This is a genomic window from Nonomuraea jiangxiensis (assembly GCF_900099965.1).
GTDB classification, from domain to species: Bacteria; Actinomycetota; Actinomycetes; order Streptosporangiales; family Streptosporangiaceae; genus Nonomuraea; species Nonomuraea jiangxiensis.
In genome coordinates this window covers 79897-100209 of sequence record NZ_FNDJ01000002.1, presented here as the reverse complement: position 1 = coordinate 100209, position 20313 = coordinate 79897, and the positions used below count along the sequence as shown (strand labels likewise).

The following is a 20313-nucleotide window of genomic DNA, read 5'->3' as shown; positions in this document are numbered from 1 at the left end:
TGGTTACAGGCCGGTGGTGAGGACCATCCGGAAGCGGGCGTCTCCGACCAGCATCTTGCTGAAGGCCTGCGGGGCGTCATCCAGCGGTGCGACTTCGACCATCGCGCGGACGCCGGATTGTGCGGCGAAGCGCAAGGTCTCCTCGACTTCCCGGGAGGTGCCCGATGCGTGGCCCCGGAGCGTCTTTTGGCCTGAGATGAGCTGGTAGGGGCTGACTTCGAGCTTCTCCGGAGACGCGCCGACGACGACGAACTCGCCGCGTGCCCGCAGTCCGTCGATGGCAGGGCTCATGGCCGAGGGCTCGGTGATGGTGGCCAGCACGACCTTCGCGCCGCCGAGGGCCTGCAGGGCCTGCGCGACGTTCTGCGCGGTGCTGTCGATGTAGTGGTCTGCGCCGAGTTCCCTGGCGAGGGACTCCTTGCCGGGGCCGCGGGCGATCACGGCGGTGTTGAAGCCCATCTTGTGGGCGAACTGCACGGCCAGGTGCCCGAGGCCGCCGAGGCCGAGGATGGCCACCAGGTCCCCGGGCCAGGCGGAGGTACGGCGCAAAGCGTTGAAGACCGTCACGCCCGCGCAGCCCATCGGCGCGGCCTCGACGGCGGACAGCCCGTCGGGGATGCGCGCCAGAGCGCTGACCGGGACGACCAGGGCTTCGGCGTAACCACCCTGGTAGGAGACACCCGGGACCTGCCCGTTGATGCAGTTGATCTGGTCCCCCTCCCGGCATGTGAGGCAGTGACCGCAGTTGCCGCCGAACCAACCCACGGCGACGCGGTCGCCGCGCTCCCAGCCGTCGACGCCCGCGCCGACGGCGTCGATGCGGCCCGCGATCTCGTGGCCGGGAGTCAGCGGGAACGGCCCGTCGCCGAAGTCACCTCGGGCGATGTTGTGGTCGCTGTGGCAGACCCCGCAGGCTTCCACGGTGATCCGCACCTGACTAGCCCCAGGTTCGGGCCTGGTCAGGTCAGTGAGGCCGAGTGGGCCGTTGATCTCGGGAATCTGTACAGCGCGGATGGTGCTGGACATGGCTCTCCTCATGACGGACAGGCGCCATCGGCGCCGCGCTGCACAGAAACGCTGCAGCGATTTAGTTATGACAGTATCAGATTAGCCACTAACATCCATGAGAGCACCTGGGGCATCTGATGGCATTTTATCTGCAAAGAAGTCGCGTTTTTCGGGGCGCTCTTGTCGATGGGCGTTATCTGCGTCTAGGTTTAAGTCATAACGCCGGGCTTCGGATCCCAAGAAAGAGGATCACCATGACATCAGTCCTGCTGGTCGTGTCGGCCGCATCCAAGTGGACCCTCAAGGACGGCAGCGCCCACCCCACCGGGTTCTGGGCCAGCGAGTTCATCCACCCGCACCAGGTGTTCACCCAAGCCGGCTACGACATCACCATCGCGACGCCCGGAGGCGTGGCCCCCACGGTCGACGAGGCCAGCCTGTCGCTGCCGATGAACAACAACGACCAGTCTGCGATCCAGAACCAGCGCGACTACCTCACCGGCCTCGCCGACACTCTCGCCTCCCCCGCCCGACTGGAGGACGTGGACCCCGACGGCTTCGACACGGTCTACGTCTCCGGCGGCCACGGCCCCATGGAGGACCTCGCCGACAACCCCACCATCGGCGCGATCTACGCCGCGCTGACCCCGAACCCGCACAAGGTCGTCGCCGCCGTCTGCCACGGCGTCGGCGCGCTCCTGCCGGCCAAGAAGGCCGACGGCAGCTGGATCTTCGCCGGCCGTAGGCTCACCGGCTTCACCGACGAGGAGGAGACAGCCCTCGGCTTCGGCGACAGGGCGCCCTGGCTGCTGGAGAGCCGACTGCGCGAGGCCGGCGCGCTCTTCGACGGCGGACCCGCCTTTGCCCCCCAGATCGTCGTCGACGGCAACCTCGTCACCGGCCAGAACCCCGCCTCGGCCCAGCCCTCGGCCGAAGCCGTCGTTCAGCTGCTGACGGCCCGGACGGTCTGACCACTCCTGACCGGCCGGGTATGCACCCACCCCTAGCGCGTACCCGGCCACCACTCGGCTACCGATCACGGTAGCCGGACGGAGTGCAGTTGTGACAGTTAATATGAATTATCTGTCACACTGACCCTCGCGGCCGGGACTACGCCCAGCTCGCGGCGAGCCGGCCGGGACGCGACTCGGCCACATTATGTGTCACATCGACGTGCAGGAGCTGCAGTGACGGTCGTCTCCTTCCTCGCGCCGAGCTCCGATGCTCTGGCAGGCGGGCAGAGTGTCGCGGCCGCGGTCGGCCGCTTCCTCGACCAGGTGCAGGCCGCCACTACCCGCGCCGGCTACGCCGCCGCCCTCACCCGTCTGACCGCGCTGGCCGGCACCCGGCCCACCGCGAGCCTGAGGCCCGAGGACTAGCGGCGCCGGCGGTCGTCGGCCTGCTGCTGGCGGGCCCGTACGGCGTTGCCGCCTATCTGCTATCTGGGGTCTGCCGTCAGGGCGAGTAGCATCATCGCCTCATGGTCGGGCGTGCCCGGCGTGGTCTGATAGATGGCGAGTCGTATGCCGTCGGGCCCTGTGTCGAGGCTTTCGTAAGTGAAGGTGATGGTGCCGACGGCCGGGTGGTGAAAGGTCTTCTGGTCGGTGCGGCGGTGGTGGATGTCGTGGTGCTGCCACAGGTCGGCGAATATAGGGCTGGCCTCGGTGAGTTCGGCGACGAGGGCGGCCAGCCCTGGGTCGCGGGGATCGGCGGCGACGGCGGTACGGAGCTGGGCGACAGTCATGGCGGCGGCGTGCTGCCAGTCCGTGTACAGGGTTCTGGCGGTGGGATGAAGGAGGGTGTACCGGGTGGTGTTACGGCGGTCGGCGGGCCACTCGTCGATACCCGCCAGGACTGCCAGGCCTTCCGGATTGGCGGCCAGGATGTCGTTGGTGCGGTTCCGGACGTACGCAGGGCAGGGCCGCAGCGTCTGCAGCAACTGGCGGATGCCAGGCCGTACAGCCTGGTCGGCGCGGCGTCGCGAGACGCGCCCGGCGGCGTGGTCGGCGAGGGCGTAAAGATGCTCGACTGCCTCGTCGTCCAGACGCAGCGCGCGGGCTAGTGCGTCCAGCACAGGGCCGCTGGGGTTGGATTCCCTGCCTTGTTCCAGGCGCATGTAGTAATCAATGCTGATCCCGGCCAGAGCCGCGAGTTCCTCGCGTCGTAAGCCTGGCGTACGCCGCTTTCTCGGTCCTGCGGGGAGACCCAGGTCCGTAGGGTGCAACCGGGCGCGGCGGGCCCGCAGGAACTCCCCCAGTGCCGCCCCTGACGATGAACTGCTCACGCCTGCCAGTTTGGCACCGAGCCCGGCGACCCTTCGAGCTGATGGGTAGCCCTGGCACTACCAGGCTGGAAACCCTCGCTGTCCGGCGGTCTTCCTGTAACCGGAGCTTCCTCGCAAGCTGGGCCGTATCGAACAACTTCGAAGGAAGGACTCTGGTGTCATGACGGCTCCTGCGGATCAGGCGGCCCCCACCCGCCCCGTGTCGCCTCCTCGACGCTGGAAGATGTGGCTGCTCACGTGCCTGGCGATCTACCCGATCATCACGACGCTGGGCTATATCCTCCAGGCCGTGGCGGGTGACCTGCCGGTCTACGCGCACTTCCTCATCCTGGTTCCGATCGCGGTGGCACTGCTGATCTTTTCGGTGATGCCCACGCTGACCAAGCGGTTCGGCCGCTGGCTCAGCCGATGACGGCGACCGCCTTCGGCCAGGACTCCACGGCTCTGCAGGTGATCGCGGGCCATGACCTGACCGGGAAAGAGACGATCGTGACCGGCGGCGCCTCCGGTCTGGGATACGAGACCGCACTCGCGCTGGCCACCGCCGGCGCGCGGGTCGTCCTGGCCGGCCGCGACGATGCCAAGGGCGAACAGGCGGTCAAGGCGCTGCGTGCGCGGACCGGCAACGAGAAGGTGGTGCACCGGCACCTGGATCTGGCATCACTGGAATCGGTGACGACCTGGGCCCGCAAGCACTCGGCCACGGGCAAGCCGCTGCACATCCTGGTCCTCAACGCCGGAGTCATGGCGCTCCCGCTGATCCGGACCGTGGACGGCTTCGAGTCGCATTTCGCGGTCAACCACCTCGGCCACTTCGCGTTCACCATCGGCCTGTTGCCCTCGCTCCGCGCAGCCGGCGCAGCCCGGGTGGTATCGGTGTCCTCGCGCGCTCACCGGCGCAGCGACGTCATCTTCGAGGACCCCAACTACGCGCACCGGCCCTACGACGCCTGGGAAGCCTACGGTCAATCCAAAACCGCAAACGCTCTGTTCGCGGTGGGCCTGACCACGCGGTACATCGGACACGGCATCACCTGCAACGCGGTCAGCCCAGGCGGAATCAAGACCGGGCTGCAGCGCCACATGTCGCCGCAAGAGATCACCTCAAGAGGCTGGGGCGCGCCCGTACCCTCCGGCTGGAAGACCCCGGAGCAGGGAGCGGCCACCTCTGTCTGGGGAGCGCTCGCCCCTGAACTGGACGGTGTCGGCGGCAAGTACCTCGAAGACTGCGCGGTCGCCGCCCCCTGGACCCAGGACGACAACGACTCACTACCTTCCGGACATTACCTTCCACGTGCCGTGGACCCGGACCGGGCTGACCGGCTATGGACCCTGTCCGAACGACTCATCACCGATAGCGGCCACCCTCTTTAGGCCTGCCTGGCAAAGCGACACTGGACGCGCCAGCTGTCCGTGGCCATGTAAAAGTGGATCTGGCCCGGGTGTGTCCAGTCAGTGGCGTGCGCCGTGAGGACGGCCCGAGGAACAGAAGCCCTGCGGCGTGTGCCACGAGGCGCTGGTTGACCATGCGGGGCAGTCACCGTACGGGCGTAGCTGAATCGGCGGGCCGGAATCGGCACATGGCTATCACCTGGTGTGGAACTTCAGCAAGGCGCCGTCCTTGTTGACGGTAAGGGCTTGAACGGTGAGTTCGTCGCCGCCTTTGCTGAATTGTCTGCTTCCGCCGGAGGCAGGCGTGATCTCTCCTATAGTGCCGCCGGGATGGGGAGTACGCCGGACTTGCCTTGCGTGTGGCATCTTCGTCGAAGTGATTCTGTCGCGCTCGCCCGCGCGCGTAAGGCCGGTCCGGAAAGTCCAGTAACCCGGCTCCCTTCCAGGGGAACCGGGGACGAAGAGAGCCCCGGCCCCCCTCGCAGGCGGCGCCGCCGTCACCGACAACACCATGCTCTCCATGGCCCTGCACCTACGCGCCCAGGACCTCAGCCTGCGCGACATCGCCGCCCGGCTCGACATCACCAAGGGCAAGAAGAAGGGCCGCCACCCCTCCCCGGCCACCGTCCTGCGCATGCTGCGTGAACACGACGGAGCAGCCGCAGTGCCGACGACCATGGGGTGAGGGGACCCCTTCGTCTCCTGTCGCTCACCATGGTTCGTCGCGGGCGGCCAGCACGTGCTTGGTGACGAGCGCGGCCAACGCGGTGCGCAGCACGGTGATCCGGGCGGCGGCGTCCGTGCCGTAGATCCCGACCGTCACGGTGGTCTCGGTGGCGTGGAAGGTGGTGCGGCGCTGTTCGGCGGCGCTGCGTGCGGCCGCGAGGATCCGGCCGCGCAGCCGCATCGCCTTTCGCGGGTCGCCTTCGCGGTCCAGGCCGTCGACGGTCAGGTAGACCAGGAACGGGGAGTCCGGGACGGTGTCGGTGCTGCCGGGCTCGGGTTCGGCGTCCAGCGCACGCCGCAGCTCGGCACGCTCGTCACGGGTCAGGGGCCGCCGTCCGAGCAGGTCGGGCCATCCGTCGGAGCGGGACGGTACGGTGAAGCCGAGCCCGGCCCGTGCCGACTCCGGACCTGCAATGGAGTCGTCGCTCACTAGGTGCCCTATTCCTCCGGCTCGTCCTCGACGGCATTGGGATCGCGCAGGTCCCGCAGGCGTCCTTCCTCCAGCTGGGGGCGGTGGAAGGGGTAGGAGCCGTGGAAGTTGATGCGCTGGCGCATTGTCAGCGATGCCGCTGCCGGTAGGCCGTCGGGGTGAGGCCGTAGGTCGCGCGGAAGGCCCGGGAGAAGCCGGTCACGTCGCGAAAGCCCCATCGCAGAGCCGTGGCGCGGATCGGACGCCCCGCGAGCGCGGGATCCAACAGATCACGCCGGCAGCGGTCCAGCCGCCACGACCGGATGAGCCCGGCGACGGTGTCGGCCTCGTTCTCGAACAACCGGTGCAGGGTGCGGAGGGACATGTGGTGGGCGGCGGCGATGCCTGCCGGGGAGAGCGCGGGGTCGGCCAGGTGCACCTGGATGTAGGCGTAGATCCGGAACAGCATGGACTGCCGCCCGGCCTCCACGGATATGGTCGTCACCTCATCGAGCTGGTACGCCAGGAACGCGGTGATCAGGTCCGTCAGGACGATGCCGAGCCGGCCCAGATCGGCCTCGCGGTATGACTGCGTGCCCCTGGTCAGGGTGAGCAGGAAACCCGACAGCAGCGCGCCGATCCCCTCGCGGCCGGAGAACGCGGTGGCCGCCAGCCGCTCCACCTTCCGGTGGGCGATCGGCAGCAGCGTTCCGGGGAACGTCAACATCAGCCCACGCGAGTTCTCCGTGCGGTTCACACCGGTCTCGAAGTAGAAGGGTCTGGAGGTGTGATACAGCACCAGATCCGACGGCCGTAGCACAGCACGCCGTCCGTTCTGCTCAATGGCGGAGTGCCCGTGTGTGTTGACCAGCAAGTAGAACATCTCCGGGTCGGACTGGCGGATCATCGCCGCCGTCCGCCGCCCCCTGCAGGCGGAGACGTCCTGTGTGGACAGATGCACGGCGCCCAGATCTATGACGTCGACGACGGCGCGGAAGCGGGCACGGTCATCACAGGTGGCCCCCACGGGTGCGACCGTTCGCGACACGTGCTCAAGCCAGCGCTCGAAACGCTCCGCCACCGGCAGATCATCGGTGGACAGCGCTATCGCCACTTACCTGTCCTCATGAGTTCTGGGAGTAGCCATCCGGCAGACTCCGTAGTAGATGGTGGTTGCCCGCAGGTGAGCACTCTGATGTCCTGGACATTGAGTCCTGAAGAAGGCCATGCCCCTGCCGGTTGGCCGAGAGAGTCGACATGCCCGGCGGGGTTCGGGTCTTCATCGGCTCCGGGCTGCGCGTTAGAAAGACGTCCTGAGACCCGGAAGGGCCTTGGAAGTTGAGCTGGATCAGACCGGGCCTTGGGGGGCGTTGCGTCAGTTCCCGTACTGCTTGGTGTCCGGGTGCTCGATGAGCAGGACATGGGCGGTCTTGTCGGCAACGGGACGGTGCCGCATTCCTCTGGGAACGACGAACAGTTCGCCCGCTTTCGGCACCACCGGGTTTTGCCCCTCCAACTGGATCTCAAAGCTGCCGTCCCAGCACAAGAAGAGCTCGTCCTCATCGTGGTGATGCCACGGGAACTCGCCTTCCAATCGAGCCAGGCGAACAACGGTGGTGTCGTTCACCGCCGCCAGATTGTGCTGCTGGAAGGGCCCTGGGAGCGCGGTGATGGCCTCGGCCACCGAGACCGCAGCAAGGTGACGCGAAGCTTCATGTTGTGTGGTCATGCCACAATCCTTGCCTTTCAGAGTGGTCCGATGACAGAGCCAATCTGCGAAAATTGGTCCTCTTAGCGGACCAATCTTCTGAAATCATGCTGATCCGAAGCGGGGCTATTGGACGATCCTCTTCGTGGCCGAGTTGGCGTCACTCTGATGCGATGACTTCGTTGACGGCGGCTCGGGCGGCGGACTCGTCGACGATGGTCTTATCGGCGATGAAAGTCGCCAGTAGAGCTTGGATGGCCAGGTTGTTGATCGCGCGGGGGTAGCCGCGGCTGGCCGTGTGGATGAGCGTGAGGTGAGGGCGGCGGAGTTGCGCAGCAGCCAGCCGGTGGCCTGCCGCACTGTGGGCGGGGGCGGTGGTGGCGGTTGCCGCACCTCCTGCAGGTCGTCGGGGATGTATCCGAGCCACGCCAACGTGCACAGTTGTACGGCAAGCCCCAAGCGCGCTTCCGGTCCCCGACCCGGCGCATCCAAGAACGCGTGCTCGCGCGACGTCAGCGTGAATTACTTGATCAGTTCCTCGCGCCCGATGTCCGGGAACGACCGAAGACGCTCCAACTGCTCATCCGACAGAAACCTCGTCGACATCAGCCACTCCACGCGCCGAAGTGAACACGCGGATCCGTTTGATGGATCGCCCCGACCTGCCCTCGCGATTGTCGGCAGGACTCGTGCAAGGTACACGCGATTACATAGCCTGACCTGCCGTCGGCTTGTACTCCACGAATGCCCGTGCCCTATCGTCGCGCTGTTCGGCCCCCTGCTCGGGTCGGTGTCACCCGCCGCAAAGTAACGCTCGGTAACCAGGGTTATGCGATGTAGCCATGGGCTCCGTGGGGAGTCCGGCCGCAACGTAGCAAAGCGTTATGTCTCCGGCGCGTTGCGTCGCCATCACGGGTGCGACATACCAGTCGGTAGCCGGACGGTTACGGCCCATGTTTCTCCTGGCCCTCGTTGGAGGTCCGGGAGAAGGGGTGCGGGACATGCGACGCGAATGGGAGATCGAGGATCTGATCGAGTGCTGGACGCTGGATGAGGAGGAACTCGCGCTGCTGGGGGCCGTGCGCGCCTCGGGCCCGAGTTCGGGCAGAGGCGCGGCCGCTTTGTTGTTCCACTCGGCGTAGAGAAAGCCGATCGCGTTCTTCAGCGCGCCGGAGTTCGAATGGTTGTATTCGGGGGTCACGAAGACGTACGCGTCGAAGGACGCGATCTTCTCGGCCCAGCTGCGGGTCTGCCGCCGGTCGTACTGGCTCATGGCGGCGCTCCCGCCGCGTCGAGCAGGGATGAGGTAGCCGTTGGGCAGCGACTGGGTAGCGCGGGACAGCCGCTGCTTCGCCCAGGCCGCATCGCCGAGCGGCCCGTCGGGGCTGATCTGGACGGGCTGGCCCTCGGAATTCACCTTGCGGGCGGCATCGCCTGCTGGTGGCGCTCGCCACCCTCGCGACGATGATCAGCTCGGCCCCACCGCCCGGCTGCCCCTCCCAGTGGCCGTTCCGTAGCGGCTCAGTGGTGGCACCGCGTGCGGCACGGATGTCCAGCTGCGTGCCGCCCGCCAGACTGGCCGTACACCGTCGAACAAGGAGATCACGATGACCGTTGCCCACCGGGTCCAGCGAAGGCCGGCGTCATGACCGACGCCGACCTGGACGCCCACGCCCGTAGCCTGATGGACGCCAACCTGTACGCGGTCGTGGGCACCGTCGACGCCGACGGCATCCCGTGGACGTCGCCCGTCTACTTCGCGACCGCCGACTACGCGGAGATCTTCTGGGTGTCCGGCCGCGACCTGGACCGCGGTATCGAGATCTACCCCGGAGAGCCCAGCCGGGGCGGGGCCGCCCTGCCGCGGCCGGAACAGGTCGCCAGGAAGCGGCGCGCACAGCCGTGTCTGCCTCGCCGGCGACACCACACGCCCGAACGACGTCGCCGGCATATCCCCGTCCCGACGATCGGGCCGTGTCGGTAAGAACCTGTCCATTCATGAAACCCGAAGGAGTACCAACCATGTCCCGCGTACGAGTACAGAATTTCGCGATCTCGCTCGATGGATTCGGCACCGGCGAAGGCCAGGACCGCGACGCGCATTTCGGGCACGCCGGCGAACGGCTCCACGAGTGGATGTTCGCGACCGACTGGTGGGAGCCCGGCGGCAGCACCGGAATCGACGACGCCTTCGTCCGCCAGCACGACGACGCGAAAATCGGCGCCGAGATCATGGGCGCAGGAAAGTTCGGACACCCGGGGTGGCACGAGGACCCGGAGTGGAAGGGCGCTTGGGGCCCCAACCCGCCGTTCCACACGCCGGTCTTCGTCCTCACGCATCACACGCGCCCGTCGATCACTATGGAAGGTGGCACAACCTACCACTTCATCAACGACTCACCTGCTGAGGCGTTGGAGGCGGCGCGCAAGGCCGGCGGCGACCGAGATGTCCGCATCGGCGGCGGTGCGACGGTTATTCGCGAGTTCCTTGCCGCCGGCCTCATCGACCACATGCACGTCGTGATAGTCCCGATCCTGCTCGGCCGCGGGGTGCGGCTCTGGGACGGGCTCGAAGGCATCGAGAAGGCTTACCGGATCGAGAGCGTCTCTTCGCCCAGTGGCGTCACGCACGTGACGTTCAACCGTGCGGGTGTCTAGACTGCCACGCTCCGACTACAGCCGCGGCGCACGGACCTTCACCGGTGTTGACCGAGCTCTCGGTCACATCGGCTGACCGCAACTCCCCTGAAGTCGTTCCCTCTAGGGCCCCTTAGCGACGAGGACTTTGACAGTGGGGCAGCGTTTCATGCTGCTGCGGGGAGGCGGGCCTGGGCCATGCGCTGGTCCAGGTGTTGTTCGATGGCGGCGATGGCGGTGGTGAGTTCGGTGGGTGGAGAGTGCGGGCTCGGCGCTCACTGTCGGTGTCACTCTGGCGGCGGCGGCAGCTCGGCGATGGCGCGCAGTTCGGCCCGCAGCGTGGCCGGGTCGGCGCCGAACACCTGCTCGTCCAGGCCACGGACGATCTCCACGGCCTGCCCGGTCAGTGTCCTGCCCGCCTCGGTCAGGCTCAGGCGCAGCGCGCGCCCGTGCGTCTCATGGGCGTCACGGGCGACCAGACCGCGCTCCTGCAGCGTCCGGATCACGCGTGAGGTCATCTGCCGGTCTACGCCCGCCTCGTCGGCCACCCGCTGCTGGGTCGGCGGCCCGCCGATGTGTTCCAGCCAGCCGGTGGCCGCCAGCAGCATGAACTGCGTGTACGTCAGGCCCAGCGGGCTCAGGCTCGCCTCCATGCGCGATCGCCAGGTCAGCGCCGCGCGATAGAGCCAGTACCCGGGCGAGAGCATGGGCCCGGACTCCTCACGGGTCACGCCGCTCCCTCGACCCGTCGCTCCAGCCCGGCCCGCCGCCACGCCTCGCGCTCCAGGGCCGCGAAGGTCCGGTACATGTCCCTGCGGATCCGCCGCCCGAAGTACAGCCGGAACAACGGCACCAGCGGCCCGCTCACCCGGACCGTCTTGACGCACCGGACCCGCCCGTCCCCGTGCCGCTCGAACGTGTTCACGCCTGCCAGCCCGCCCCCCGGCAACCCGCACTCCGACGCCCATCGCTCGCAGGGCACCACCTCGGTGATCGTCCAGTCCGTGGCGGGACCGCCGTGCGGCTTGGACCAGCCCCGCCCGCCGACGGCGAACTCCCCGTCCAGCCGGGCCGCCTCCTCGTGCGGATCCCACGCGGACCAGCCGCCGACGTCGGTCGCGGTCTCCCAGATGACCGCGAGGTCCCCGGTGATGACCGTTTCGGCCGTGATCTCGTACATGCACGCCTCCTTGTTGTCGCGACACCAGAATAATGGTGTCGCGACAACAAAGCAAGCCCTGCACGGTGAACCCATCAGCTGCGGCACCAACTCCTCGGCGCAGACCTGCAGCGCCACCAGGAGGAGCACGGGGAGTTCACCGAAGAAGAGCCGGCTCAGGCCCGCTCAAGGATCTCCGGGGAGACGGGTCCCGGCGATTCGGCAAGCACGGCGTGATCGAGCACCTCGAAACCGTCGTCCTGACGCCGACTTCATCATCGGGGCCAACACGCGACCGTCGCCGAGATGGCACCGCGCCAGCACGGCCCGGCCGTCATGCTGACCTCCGATGTCGACGACATGGGCTGGACCTGGTCCTGGAGGGCATCGCCGACCGGCTCAGCCCTCGGCTGTGCGCGGCCGCCAGAACGATCCGCACCGACATCGGCCCCACCGATCTGAGCGCCGCGCTCGAAGGCATCGCCCTCACCTCGGCCGGTCCCGAACAACGCCAGCAGGCCGAACGTCTGCTCGCCCTCACCCTGGACGGCGCAAGCTGCGCAGCCATTCACGCTTTGAAGCCGTCGTCACGGCCCACCGCCTCGGCCTCCTGCCCTGACCTCAGCACCCTCGCGTGGACAGGGCACCCAGGAGCTCGAGCGTGCGCTGCCGTTCCTGGGCAGTGGTGAGCCCGGCCGGGCTGGCGACGAAGTGCGTGACGCCCGCGTCCGCGAGGCGGGCGATCTGCCGTTCGACATACCGCTCATCGCCGACAATCGCCACGTCAGCCGGTGAGCTGGCGCCCTCACGGTCCAAGACCGCGCGATATGAGGGGACATTCAGGTAGAACGCGAGGTTGGCTGCGGCTCTCTCGCGGGCCTCGTCGGGCTCGCCGGTGACGCAGACGGGCAGGCTGGCGATCACCTGCGGGGCCGGGTTCCCCTCTGCGGCGGCGTGGAGAATTGGGGCGACATGGTCGCCGATGGTCCGTGCGCCGGCGAGCCAGGTGATGGTTCCGTCCGCGAGCTCACCCGTGACGCGCAGCATGGCCGGGCCCATCGCGGCCACCAGAACGGGCGGCGCCGGTACGCTCCCCGGCACCCGCGCCAACCAGCCGCCCGTATCCGCGACGAGCGTCTCACCGCGGAAGCTCACCTCACCGTCGCGCAGGAGCGGACGAAGTGCCCGCAGGTATTCGCGCATACGGTGGGCGGGCCTGGCGTAGTCCTGGCCGTAGCGCTGCTCGACAGTGTTGCGGTTGCCGACGCCGAGCCCGAGCAGCGCGTCGCGGCCGGCGTCCATGGCCAGGTAGCGCCGGGAACCGTCCGGGCGGGGACAGCTCCAGCCGGCCGCGCTCGATCAGCGGTGCCCACCAGGCGCCGCGCGGGCCGGGCACGCCAGACTGAGGCTGCCGGTCGGGCAGCACCCCGATCTGCGGCGGGTCCAGGGGCGCGCCAGTGTGCTCGTCGTAGAAGCGACCACGCACCCACAGGGTCAGGTGCCCGTCGTCGATGTCCTTGAGAGTGCGCCGCAGTGCTTCTTCCTCGCGCGGGCCGTGGGGACGGTGGATCATGGCCACCGCCTGTGCGGCAGGGCGTCATTGGGATGCCACCCGTCGGCGCGGCTACCAGCTCGCCCGCTGTCCCGGCGGGTGGGTGATCGGCGGCGACGGCGAGCAGCGCGGCGGCCAGAGCCTGAGCTTGGGCGTCCGTGGTGGGTGAGGCGCCGAGCGGGATCTGGGTGCCGTGGTGATACAGCACAACGGCGCCGTCGGGATGCCGGGTGACCGCGTCGATGGCGGCCTCGGGCAGGAGCACGCCGCGGACCCCGGCGCCGAGGGCCTGGGCCAGGTCGGCCGGGTCCGGCAGGACCAGCCCGGTGGCGGCCTGAGCGGCGGCCACCCGGACGCGCGCCTGCTGCAACTCCTCGCGGGTGAGCTGGAGGCAGGTCTCGGCGGCGGCCACGGCGGCTGCCGCCGCGGTGGCGGCTTCGGCCTGGGCTTGACGCGCCTGGTCGGCCTGCTCGCGGAGCCGGTCGCGCTCGGCATGGAAGCGCTCCCGCTCGGAGGCTAGTTCGGTGCTACTCCAGGTGGTCACCTGCTCTTGATCTGATCCTCGCTGTCCTTGACCACCTGGTGCCAGGGCCGGCGCACGGCACCCGGCGCGAACGGCTCCGGCCTGCCCTTGAGCCGGTCGGAGGAGTGGAGCTGCCACGGCACGCTCGTCACCATGACCCCCGGCTTGAACAGCAGCCGCGCCTTCAGCCGCAGCGCGCTCTGGTTGTGCAGCAGGTGCTCCCACCAGTGGCCGACCACGTATTCCGGGATGAACACCGTCACGACGTCCCGCGGCGAGCGCCTGCGCAGCGTCTTGACGTAGTCGAGGATCGGCTGCGTGATCTCCCGGTACGGCGAGTCCAGCATCTTCAGGGGCACCGGGATGCCCCGCCGCTCCCACTCCTCCTGCAGCTTGCGTGCCTCCTCGCCCTCGACGCCCACGGTGACGGCCTCCAGCGTGGAGGGCCGGGTGGCGCGGGCGTAGGCGAGCGCGCGCATGGTCGGCTTGTGCAGCTTGGAGACGAGCACGATCGAGTGGTTGCGCGCGGGCAGCGTGGACGGCTCGTAGTCCTCGGTGAGCTCCAGCTCGGCCGCCACGTTGTCGTAGTGGCGCCTGATGGCCTTCATCATGAGGAAAAGGATCGGCATCGCGATGCACACGATCCACGCCCCCACCAGGAACTTCGTCAGCAGTACGACCACCAGGACCAGCCCCGTCATGACCCCGCCGAAGAAGTTGATCACGCGGGAGCGGTGCATCTGGTGGCGGACCTTGGGGTCGGTCTCGGTCTTCAGGTGGCGGGTCCAGTGGATGACCATGCCGGTCTGGCTGAGCGTGAAGGAGACGAAGACGCCGACGATGTAGAGGTTCAGCAGGCGGCTGACGTCGGCCTGGAACCCCCACAGCAGCAGGCACGCGCCGAGCGCCAGGATGATGATGCCGTTGGAGAAGGCCAGCCGGTCGCCGCGGGTGTGCAGCTGACGCGGCAGGTAACGGTCCTGCGCCAGGATCGAGCCGAGCACGGGGAAGCCGTTGAAGGCCGTGTTGGCCGCCAGGAAGAGGATCAGCGCGGTCACCGCCGAGATCACCACGAACGGCAGCGACCCGCCGCCGAACACCGCGTCGGCCACCTGCGAGATGATCGGCTGCTGGTAGTAGCCGGGGCCGACCGGCGTGCCGTCCGGCCTCAGCAGGTCGTGGGGCACCACGGAGGGCTCGGCCACCTTCACCCCCGACGCCAGGCCGAGCGCGATGATGCCGCCGAACATGGTGATCGCCACCAGGCCCATCATGAGCAGCGTGGTAGCGGCGTTCTTGCTCTTGGGTTTGCGGAAGGCGGGCACGCCGTTGCTGATGGCCTCGACACCGGTCAGGGCCGCGCACCCGGAGGAGAACGCGCGCAGGATGAGGAAGGCCGCGGCGAAGGTGGCCAGGTTGGTCTGCTCGGGCTTGATCGTGAAGTGCGCGCTCGGCGCGTGGATCTGCTCGCCCAGCACCAGCAGCCGGAACCCGCCCCAGAGGACCAACCCCAGCACGGCGATCATGAACGCGTAGGTGGGCACGGCGAAGGCGGCCCCGGACTCACGGATGCCGCGCAGGTTGACCACGGTGAGCAGGATGACGATGGCGATGGCGATGGCGGGTTTGTGCTGGCCCACGAACGGGATGGTCGCCCCGACGTAGTCGACGCCGTTGGCGACGGACACCGCGACGGTCAGCACGTAGTCGACCATGAGGGCGCTGGCCACGGTGAGCCCGGCGTTCTTGCCCAGGTTGGTGGTCGCCACCTCGTAGTCGCCGCCGCCGCTGGGGTAGGCGTGCACGTTCTGCCGGTACGACGCCACGACCGTGAGCATCACCACCACGACGGCCAGGGCGACCCACGGACTGTAGGAGTAGAAGGAGACACCGGCCAGCGACAGGATGACCAGGATCTCCTGAGGCGCGTATGCCACGGAGGAGAGCGCGTCGCTGGCGAAGACGGGCAGGGCGATGCGTTTGGGCAGCAATTGCTCGTGGAGTTGCCCGCTACGCAGGGCGCGCCCCACGAGCACGCGTTTGACAAGATCCGTTACCTTCGCCACGTAACGAGATGCTAGCCCCACGCCGATGCCCTAAACGCGGCGCTCCCCCATCACGCCATACTGGTGTCCAGCAAGCGGCCGACCGCGACGATGCGGGGGGAAATGCATATAGTGATCATGGGGTGTGGCCGGGTCGGATCGACTCTGGCCCACATCCTCGAAGACAGCGGCCATTCCGTTGCCATCATCGACCGTGACCCGCAGGCGTTCCGCCGGCTTCGCGCCGGTTTCCGGGGTCGCCGGGTGACGGGTGTGGGCTTCGATCGCGACGTGCTCACCGAGGCGGGCGTCGAGTCGGCTGCCGCCTTCGTCGCGGTCTCCAGCGGTGACAACTCCAACATCATCTCGGCCCGGGTGGCTCGCGAGACGTTCGGCGTGGACAACGTGGTGGCCCGCATCTACGACCCCCGCCGGGCCGAGGTCTACCAGCGGCTGGGCATCCCGACAGTGGCGACCGTACGGTGGACGGCCGACCAGATCCTGCGCCGCATCCTCCCCGAGGGCGCCGAGCCCCTGTGGCGCGACCCCACCGGCACCGTCATCCTGGCCGAGGTCACCGCGCACCAGAAGTGGATCGGCACCCGCGTCGTGGACCTCGAAGGGCGCGTCAAGGCGCGCGCCGGCTTCATCAACCGCATGGGCGAGGCCCTGACCATCACGGACGACACCGTGATTCAGGAGGGTGACGTGCTGCACGTCATCGCCGTCGAAAGCGACATGGACCGGATCAACAAGGTGCTCGCCACGGCGCCGGAAGAGGAAGAGTGATGCGTGTCGCCATCGCCGGGGCGGGCGCCGTAGGCCGCTCCATCGCGGCCGAGCTCCTGGAGAACGGCCACGAGGTCCTGCTCATCGACATCGATCCGCGGGCGATCAAGATCGACAGCGTGCCGCGCGCCGAGTGGCTGCTGGCGGACGCCTGCGAGATCGCCTCGCTCGACGAGGCCGGGCTCAACAACTGCCACGTCGTGGTCGCCTCCTCCGGTGACGACAAGGTCAACCTGGTCGTGTCGTTGCTGGCCAAGACGGAATACGGCGTGCCGCGCGTGGTGGCCCGCATCAACCACCCGAACAACGAGTGGCTGTTCAACGAGTCCTGGGGCGTGGACGTGGCCGTCTCGACGCCACGCCTGCTGAGCGCGCTGGTGGAGGAGGCGGTGAGCGTCGGCGACCTGGTGCGCCTGATGACGTTCCGCCAGGGGCAGGCCAACCTGGTGGAGCTCACCCTGGCCGAGGACGCGCCGGTGGTGGGCCAGCGGGCGGGCTCGGTGCCGTGGCCGCCGGACTCGGCTCTGGTGGCGATCCTGCGGGAGGGCCGGGTGCTGGTGCCGACGGCGGACGACCCGCTGGAGGCGGGCGACGAGCTGCTGTTCGTGGCCAACCAGGAGGTCGAGCAGGAGCTGGCCCACCTCCTCTCCCTACACTGACGGCCCTCCACTCCTGGGCCCCACACTTCCGGGCCCCACACTTCCGGACCCGCACCGACGGCGCCGGTCCGCGCCAAGGGCGGTGCGAAGGGCGGCGCCGGGCCCGTCGCACCACCCTTCGCCCTCCGGATTCCCCCTTGTCACGGCCTGATAGCAAGGAGTAGGGGGAACAATGGATAGCACCGAGATCCGGACGCGGGTCGGCGAAGCGCGCGTGGCCCGGCTCGCGACCGTGGGCGCCGACGGCGCGCCGCACCTGGTGCCCGTGACGTTCGCCGTCCTGGGCGAGGCCGTGGTGACCGCCGTCGACCACAAGCCGAAGGTGACCACCGATCTGCGGCGGCTGCGCAACATCCGGCACAACCCGCAGGTGAGCATCCTCGTCGACCATTACGAGGAGGACTGGACCCGGCTCTGGTGGGTTCGCGGGGACGGCACCGCGGTCGTCCACTCCGACGGGCCGGCCTGGCAGGACGCGGTGACCGCCCTCACCGGCCGATATCCCCAATACCGGCAGCGCCCGCCGCGGGGCCCGGCCATCGTGATCACCATCAGCCGCTGGTCCGGCTGGGCGTACTCGGGATAGCTCGATGGCCTCGGCATCCGTCAGCGTCGGAGTTCCGCTGTCGCTGTCCGGCGCCTTCGCCCGCTTCGGCGAGCAGGCCCGGCGTGGCCTGCTGGTCTGGCAGTCGTTCCAGGACGACGTGGACCTCGTCATCGAGGACGACCGGAGCGACCCGGACACTCTGGAGCACGTTCTGCGGCGCCTGGCGCGGCGCTGTGACCTGCTGCTGGGGCCCTATTCGACGCGGCTGGCGCGGCGCGCGGGCGACCTCGCCGCCGCGAGCGGCCTGCTGCTCTGGAACCACGGCGGTTCGGGCGACGACGTCGAGCGGGCGCATCCCGGCCACGTCGTCTCGGTGCCCACCCCGGCGAGCCGGTACGCCGACCCCTTCGTCCGCCACCTTGCCGCCTCCGGTCGGGCCCGCCACCTCTGGATCGTGCGGGGAAGGGGCAGCTTCGGGCGGCAGGTGACCGCCGGGGCGGAGAGCGCGGCGCGTTCGATCGGACTGTCCTGTACGCGGGGTGAGAGGCTGCCCGGGGAGATCGACGGGCCCTGGAGCCTGTTCTGTGCCGGCACCTTCGAGGAGGACGTCGAGACGGTCAGACAGGTGCGGGAGAGGCGTACCCCGCCGGTGGAGATGTGCGCAGTCGCGGCGGGCGTTCGCGAGTTCGGCGCGGCGGTCGCCGGCCCTGAGGGGATCTACGGGGTCGCGCAATGGGCCCCCGGCGTCGGCCGTACGGCGGAGGTCGGCGTCCCGGAGCCCGACTTCCTGGCCCGCTACGCAGCGCTCGCGGGCGGGCCTCCGGACTACCCGGCCGTGCAGGCGGTAGCCGCCGCCACTATCGCCACCCACTGTCTGGCGCTGGCGGGCGGCACCGAACGAGAGGCCCTCTGGTCGGCGGCCTCGACTCTCGACACGACGACCCTGTTCGGGCCGTTCCGCATCGATCCCGGAACGGGCCTCCAGACCGGCCACCAAGCACTGCTGACCCGCTGGACCCCCACCGGACCGATCCCCCAACCCTGACCCACGGGTGTGCCGGCCATCCGACGGAGGGCGAGCAGGCGGCGGAGGCGAGCAGGCGGCGGGCTGGTGACCGCCGCCTGGACACCGACCGACTACCTACCAGTCAGGGAACGACACCCACGGAGCCGGTGCCCACCCGCTCTCGGGCTCGTCCCACTGGTTCGCCCAGGCCGGCTCGTCAGTGTCGGCCAGCGCGCAGCTGGCCCTCCGCGCCTCCGCGAACAGGGGCACGATGACGTCCAGGAGGCGCGGCTCATGGTGACCGCACGAGGTTCGGTGCGGCCCGGCGAAGTCGTCATCGGCCACCGCGGGCCCTGCGGCCAGGAGCAGCGCGGCGGCAGTGGTGGTGGCGGCGGTGACGGCACGTCTGTACATGGTGATCCCCCGATGCGAGGTGCGATGATCGTTCGGCAGCTTCATACCCCCGCAAGTGGATCAAGAGCTTAAGAGATTGATCCGGAGCTCTTTACCCCACGCCCAGAACCCAGCGCCTCACCCACCGCGCTTGATACAGGCACCACCTCGAACCCGGACACCACACAGCCAGAGTTCAAGCACCACCACTAACTCAGGCGTCACAGCCCGCGCCAGAGGCCCATCCACCACCAGTCAGGCCAGACACCACCACTGAGCCAAACACGACCACTCAGGCCAGACACCACACCGTTAAACCGGCGCCATCACCCACACGGGACGCCAAACCCCGACCAGGACACCGTGCGCCCTCTGGCCCCCGCCCCGCCACCTCCACCCAGCGCGCCGCCTCCTCAGCCCCGATGCCACGCCCTCAAGCAATGCCCGTCGGCCCCCACCCAGAGACGCCGCAACCAGCGAACCCGACACCACACCCTCAAACCAGGCGTCATCACCGCGCACAGGACACCGCGCCCTCGCATCTTGCGCCCATACTCAAGCCCGGCGCCGTCACCCAGGGGCACCGCCACCAGCGAACCCGACGCCGCAACCCCAGACCAGGGCGCCATCGCCTCACACGGGACGCCGCGCCCTCAGACCTGACGCCCGACCCTCAGACCGGGACACCCTGGACCTCGACCCGAGAACCCGCGCCCTCAGCCCGACAACCCCACGCCCTCAGCCTGAGAACCCCGCCCCTTCAAGCCCGAGGACCTCGCGCCCTCAGGCCCGATGTCGTGACCTCAGGCCGGGGCGACCGGGGGTTTGATCGGAGTGCGGCCGCGACCGAGGAGCCAGAGCATGGCGGCCAGCGCGGCCACCTGGAGCGGCCAGCCCATGACGATCTTGGCGAAGCCGAGCGCCGCCACAGCCTCATCCCCGCCACCGAACAGGTAGACAGGCCCCTGCACGGCCACCCGCACCGCGCACGGCAGCATGAGCAGCCACGTCAGCCGCGAGCACAGCCTCACGATGCCGGGGTCCTTGTGCCAGCCGGTCGGGTCGCCGGTGACCGACCCGATCAGGAAGCCGACGACCGGCCACCGGGTGACGATCGACACCAGCATCGCCACCATGTATCCGGCGTTGTACAGGATGCCGGGCAGGAAGTAGTCCTTCGCGTCACCGGTACGGCTGGCGAAGAAGGCACCGATCGCGATGCCGATCAGGCTGTTGATCACGAACTGCGGCGTCGACCGCTGCACGATCCTGACCAGCAGCAGCACCACGGACAGCGCGATGCTGATGATCAGGGACATCTTCAGGTCCTCGGTGGAGATCCACGTCACCGTGAACGCGATCGTCGGCACCGCCGCCTCGATGATGCCACGCACCCCACCGAAGGCCTTGGCGAGCTGGGCTCGCACCGCCGCCTCAACGGTGTCGTGGGCAACCTCTTCCGCCTCAGCACTCACC

General features: G+C 68.9%; 25 protein-coding genes and 1 pseudogene. 13 read left to right on the top strand and 13 right to left on the bottom strand.

Going from position 1 to position 20313, the window contains the following annotated elements; translation table 11 throughout:
- Positions 1–3 precede the first annotated feature (3 nt).
- The gene (locus BLS95_RS03700) at positions 4–1026 is read right to left on the bottom strand and encodes an alcohol dehydrogenase catalytic domain-containing protein (RefSeq protein WP_090929351.1); all 1023 of its coding nucleotides are present in this window, start codon (positions 1024–1026) and stop codon (positions 4–6) included.
- A gap of 236 nt (positions 1027–1262) precedes the next feature.
- Here BLS95_RS03700 and BLS95_RS03695 point away from each other — a divergent pair, with 236 nt between their 5' ends.
- The gene (locus BLS95_RS03695) at positions 1263–1979 is read left to right on the top strand and encodes a type 1 glutamine amidotransferase domain-containing protein (protein ID WP_090929349.1); all 717 of its coding nucleotides are present in this window, start codon (positions 1263–1265) and stop codon (positions 1977–1979) included.
- A gap of 216 nt (positions 1980–2195) precedes the next feature.
- The gene (locus tag BLS95_RS03690; protein WP_090929347.1) at positions 2196–2387 is read left to right on the top strand and encodes a hypothetical protein; all 192 of its coding nucleotides are present in this window, start codon (positions 2196–2198) and stop codon (positions 2385–2387) included.
- 59 nt (positions 2388–2446) lie between these two features.
- Here the strand turns inward: BLS95_RS03690 and BLS95_RS03685 are convergent, their stop codons facing one another.
- A complete protein-coding gene (locus BLS95_RS03685) occupies positions 2447–3292 on the bottom strand; it encodes a helix-turn-helix transcriptional regulator (protein ID WP_245764812.1) in 846 nt (281 codons plus the stop codon).
- 160 nt (positions 3293–3452) lie between these two features.
- Here BLS95_RS03685 and BLS95_RS03680 point away from each other — a divergent pair, with 160 nt between their 5' ends.
- From BLS95_RS03680 to BLS95_RS03670, 3 genes are all read left to right on the top strand, one after another.
- Positions 3453–3704 (top strand): putative antibiotic biosynthesis monooxygenase, encoded by a 252-nt coding sequence (locus BLS95_RS03680; RefSeq protein WP_143043571.1) that lies wholly within the window; start codon positions 3453–3455, stop codon positions 3702–3704.
- Complete coding sequence (locus tag BLS95_RS03675) at positions 3701–4666, top strand: SDR family NAD(P)-dependent oxidoreductase (protein WP_090929343.1); 966 nt, start codon at positions 3701–3703, stop codon at positions 4664–4666. The genes BLS95_RS03680 and BLS95_RS03675 overlap by 4 nt, the downstream gene beginning before the upstream one ends.
- A 538-nt stretch (positions 4667–5204) precedes the next feature.
- Positions 5205–5369, top strand: a complete 165-nt coding sequence (locus tag BLS95_RS03670; protein ID WP_218135582.1) for a hypothetical protein — start codon at positions 5205–5207, stop codon at positions 5367–5369.
- A gap of 24 nt (positions 5370–5393) precedes the next feature.
- On the opposite strand, the gene BLS95_RS03665 is transcribed toward BLS95_RS03670, so the two are convergent.
- The 4 genes from BLS95_RS03665 to BLS95_RS59715 form a co-directional block, all read right to left on the bottom strand.
- Positions 5394–5840, bottom strand: a complete 447-nt coding sequence (locus BLS95_RS03665; protein WP_090929341.1) for a hypothetical protein — start codon at positions 5838–5840, stop codon at positions 5394–5396.
- 127 nt (positions 5841–5967) lie between these two features.
- A complete protein-coding gene (locus tag BLS95_RS03660) occupies positions 5968–6933 on the bottom strand; it encodes an AraC-like ligand-binding domain-containing protein (RefSeq protein ID WP_090929339.1) in 966 nt (321 codons plus the stop codon).
- Between the two features lie 261 nt (positions 6934–7194).
- Positions 7195–7548, bottom strand: coding sequence for a cupin domain-containing protein (locus tag BLS95_RS03655; protein WP_090929337.1), 354 nt, complete (start codon positions 7546–7548; stop codon positions 7195–7197).
- 105 nt (positions 7549–7653) lie between these two features.
- Complete coding sequence (locus BLS95_RS59715; protein WP_425434690.1) at positions 7654–8043, bottom strand: DUF4158 domain-containing protein; 390 nt, start codon at positions 8041–8043, stop codon at positions 7654–7656.
- 485 nt (positions 8044–8528) lie between these two features.
- Here BLS95_RS59715 and BLS95_RS57565 point away from each other — a divergent pair, with 485 nt between their 5' ends.
- On the top strand, positions 8529–8669 hold the full coding sequence (locus tag BLS95_RS57565) for a hypothetical protein (RefSeq protein WP_245764885.1): 141 nt from the start codon (positions 8529–8531) through the stop codon (positions 8667–8669).
- 23 nt (positions 8670–8692) lie between these two features.
- Here BLS95_RS57565 and BLS95_RS59495 read toward each other — a convergent pair.
- Positions 8693–8800, bottom strand: a pseudogene (locus BLS95_RS59495) (NADPH-dependent FMN reductase); the annotation flags it as partial.
- Positions 8801–9172: 372 nt separating this feature from the next.
- Between BLS95_RS59495 and BLS95_RS03635 the strand changes: the two are divergent.
- Together BLS95_RS03635 and BLS95_RS03630 are read left to right on the top strand one after the other, a co-directional pair.
- Positions 9173–9511, top strand: a complete 339-nt coding sequence (locus BLS95_RS03635; protein ID WP_090929335.1) for a pyridoxamine 5'-phosphate oxidase family protein — start codon at positions 9173–9175, stop codon at positions 9509–9511.
- Positions 9512–9549: 38 nt separating this feature from the next.
- A complete protein-coding gene (locus BLS95_RS03630; RefSeq protein WP_090929333.1) occupies positions 9550–10185 on the top strand; it encodes a dihydrofolate reductase family protein in 636 nt (211 codons plus the stop codon).
- Positions 10186–10451: 266 nt separating this feature from the next.
- Here the strand turns inward: BLS95_RS03630 and BLS95_RS03625 are convergent, their stop codons facing one another.
- From BLS95_RS03625 to BLS95_RS03610, 3 genes are all read right to left on the bottom strand, one after another.
- Positions 10452–10895: a MarR family winged helix-turn-helix transcriptional regulator gene (locus BLS95_RS03625; protein WP_090929331.1), complete on the bottom strand. Its 444-nt coding sequence runs from the start codon at positions 10893–10895 to the stop codon at positions 10452–10454.
- Complete coding sequence (locus BLS95_RS03620; protein ID WP_176993003.1) at positions 10892–11344, bottom strand: SRPBCC family protein; 453 nt, start codon at positions 11342–11344, stop codon at positions 10892–10894. The genes BLS95_RS03625 and BLS95_RS03620 overlap by 4 nt, the downstream gene beginning before the upstream one ends.
- Positions 11345–11944: 600 nt before the next feature.
- Positions 11945–12625 (bottom strand): TIGR03564 family F420-dependent LLM class oxidoreductase, encoded by a 681-nt coding sequence (locus BLS95_RS03610; RefSeq protein ID WP_090929326.1) that lies wholly within the window; start codon positions 12623–12625, stop codon positions 11945–11947.
- A 446-nt stretch (positions 12626–13071) separates the two neighbouring features.
- Between BLS95_RS03610 and BLS95_RS03605 the strand changes: the two genes are divergently transcribed.
- Positions 13072–13395 carry a hypothetical protein gene (locus BLS95_RS03605; protein WP_143043570.1) on the top strand — a complete coding sequence of 108 codons (324 nt, stop codon included), beginning with the start codon at positions 13072–13074 and terminating at the stop codon, positions 13393–13395.
- Positions 13396–13415: 20 nt separating this feature from the next.
- Here the strand turns inward: BLS95_RS03605 and BLS95_RS03600 are convergent, their stop codons facing one another.
- On the bottom strand, positions 13416–15464 hold the full coding sequence (locus tag BLS95_RS03600; protein WP_090929322.1) for an APC family permease: 2049 nt from the start codon (positions 15462–15464) through the stop codon (positions 13416–13418).
- Between the two features lie 102 nt (positions 15465–15566).
- Between BLS95_RS03600 and BLS95_RS03595 the strand changes: the two genes are divergently transcribed.
- From BLS95_RS03595 to BLS95_RS03580, 4 genes are all read left to right on the top strand, one after another.
- Positions 15567–16232: a potassium channel family protein gene (locus BLS95_RS03595; RefSeq protein ID WP_090929320.1), complete on the top strand. Its 666-nt coding sequence runs from the start codon at positions 15567–15569 to the stop codon at positions 16230–16232.
- Positions 16232–16891: a potassium channel family protein gene (locus BLS95_RS03590; protein WP_090929318.1), complete on the top strand. Its 660-nt coding sequence runs from the start codon at positions 16232–16234 to the stop codon at positions 16889–16891. Before BLS95_RS03595 ends, BLS95_RS03590 begins: the two co-directional genes overlap by 1 nt.
- A gap of 172 nt (positions 16892–17063) precedes the next feature.
- Entirely contained in the window at positions 17064–17477 is a 414-nt protein-coding gene (locus tag BLS95_RS03585; RefSeq protein ID WP_090929316.1) for a TIGR03668 family PPOX class F420-dependent oxidoreductase, read from the top strand.
- Positions 17478–17481: 4 nt separating this feature from the next.
- Positions 17482–18483 (top strand): ABC transporter substrate-binding protein, encoded by a 1002-nt coding sequence (locus tag BLS95_RS03580; RefSeq protein ID WP_090929314.1) that lies wholly within the window; start codon positions 17482–17484, stop codon positions 18481–18483.
- Between the two features lie 96 nt (positions 18484–18579).
- On the opposite strand, the gene BLS95_RS03575 is transcribed toward BLS95_RS03580, so the two are convergent.
- Together BLS95_RS03575 and BLS95_RS03570 are read right to left on the bottom strand one after the other, a co-directional pair.
- The gene (locus BLS95_RS03575) at positions 18580–18858 is read right to left on the bottom strand and encodes a hypothetical protein (RefSeq protein ID WP_143043569.1); all 279 of its coding nucleotides are present in this window, start codon (positions 18856–18858) and stop codon (positions 18580–18582) included.
- Positions 18859–19640: 782 nt separating this feature from the next.
- A complete protein-coding gene (locus BLS95_RS03570) occupies positions 19641–20312 on the bottom strand; it encodes a DUF3159 domain-containing protein (RefSeq protein WP_245764811.1) in 672 nt (223 codons plus the stop codon).
- Between the last annotated feature and the right edge of the window lies 1 nt (position 20313).

Bases quoted from the DNA above. Each gene is read 5' to 3' on its own strand.
- BLS95_RS03635 (WP_090929335.1), top strand. From the start codon at position 9,173: ATGACCGACGCCGACCTGGACGCCCACGCCCGTAGCCTGATGGACGCC.
- BLS95_RS03700 (WP_090929351.1), bottom strand. From the start codon at position 1,026: ATGTCCAGCACCATCCGCGCTGTACAGATTCCCGAGATCAACGGCCCA.
- BLS95_RS03590 (WP_090929318.1), top strand. From the start codon at position 16,232: ATGCGTGTCGCCATCGCCGGGGCGGGCGCCGTAGGCCGCTCCATCGCG.
- BLS95_RS57565 (WP_245764885.1), top strand. From the start codon at position 8,529: ATGCGACGCGAATGGGAGATCGAGGATCTGATCGAGTGCTGGACGCTG.
- BLS95_RS03580 (WP_090929314.1), top strand. From the start codon at position 17,482: ATGGCCTCGGCATCCGTCAGCGTCGGAGTTCCGCTGTCGCTGTCCGGC.
- BLS95_RS03630 (WP_090929333.1), top strand. From the start codon at position 9,550: ATGTCCCGCGTACGAGTACAGAATTTCGCGATCTCGCTCGATGGATTC.
- BLS95_RS03585 (WP_090929316.1), top strand. From the start codon at position 17,064: ATGGATAGCACCGAGATCCGGACGCGGGTCGGCGAAGCGCGCGTGGCC.
- BLS95_RS03620 (WP_176993003.1), bottom strand. From the start codon at position 11,344: ATGTACGAGATCACGGCCGAAACGGTCATCACCGGGGACCTCGCGGTC.
- BLS95_RS03670 (WP_218135582.1), top strand. From the start codon at position 5,205: ATGGCCCTGCACCTACGCGCCCAGGACCTCAGCCTGCGCGACATCGCC.
- BLS95_RS03655 (WP_090929337.1), bottom strand. From the start codon at position 7,548: ATGACCACACAACATGAAGCTTCGCGTCACCTTGCTGCGGTCTCGGTG.
- BLS95_RS03675 (WP_090929343.1), top strand. From the start codon at position 3,701: ATGACGGCGACCGCCTTCGGCCAGGACTCCACGGCTCTGCAGGTGATC.
- BLS95_RS03595 (WP_090929320.1), top strand. From the start codon at position 15,567: ATGCATATAGTGATCATGGGGTGTGGCCGGGTCGGATCGACTCTGGCC.
- BLS95_RS03695 (WP_090929349.1), top strand. From the start codon at position 1,263: ATGACATCAGTCCTGCTGGTCGTGTCGGCCGCATCCAAGTGGACCCTC.
- BLS95_RS03575 (WP_143043569.1), bottom strand. From the start codon at position 18,858: ATGTACAGACGTGCCGTCACCGCCGCCACCACCACTGCCGCCGCGCTG.
- BLS95_RS03610 (WP_090929326.1), bottom strand. From the start codon at position 12,625: ATGGACGCCGGCCGCGACGCGCTGCTCGGGCTCGGCGTCGGCAACCGC.
- BLS95_RS03680 (WP_143043571.1), top strand. From the start codon at position 3,453: ATGACGGCTCCTGCGGATCAGGCGGCCCCCACCCGCCCCGTGTCGCCT.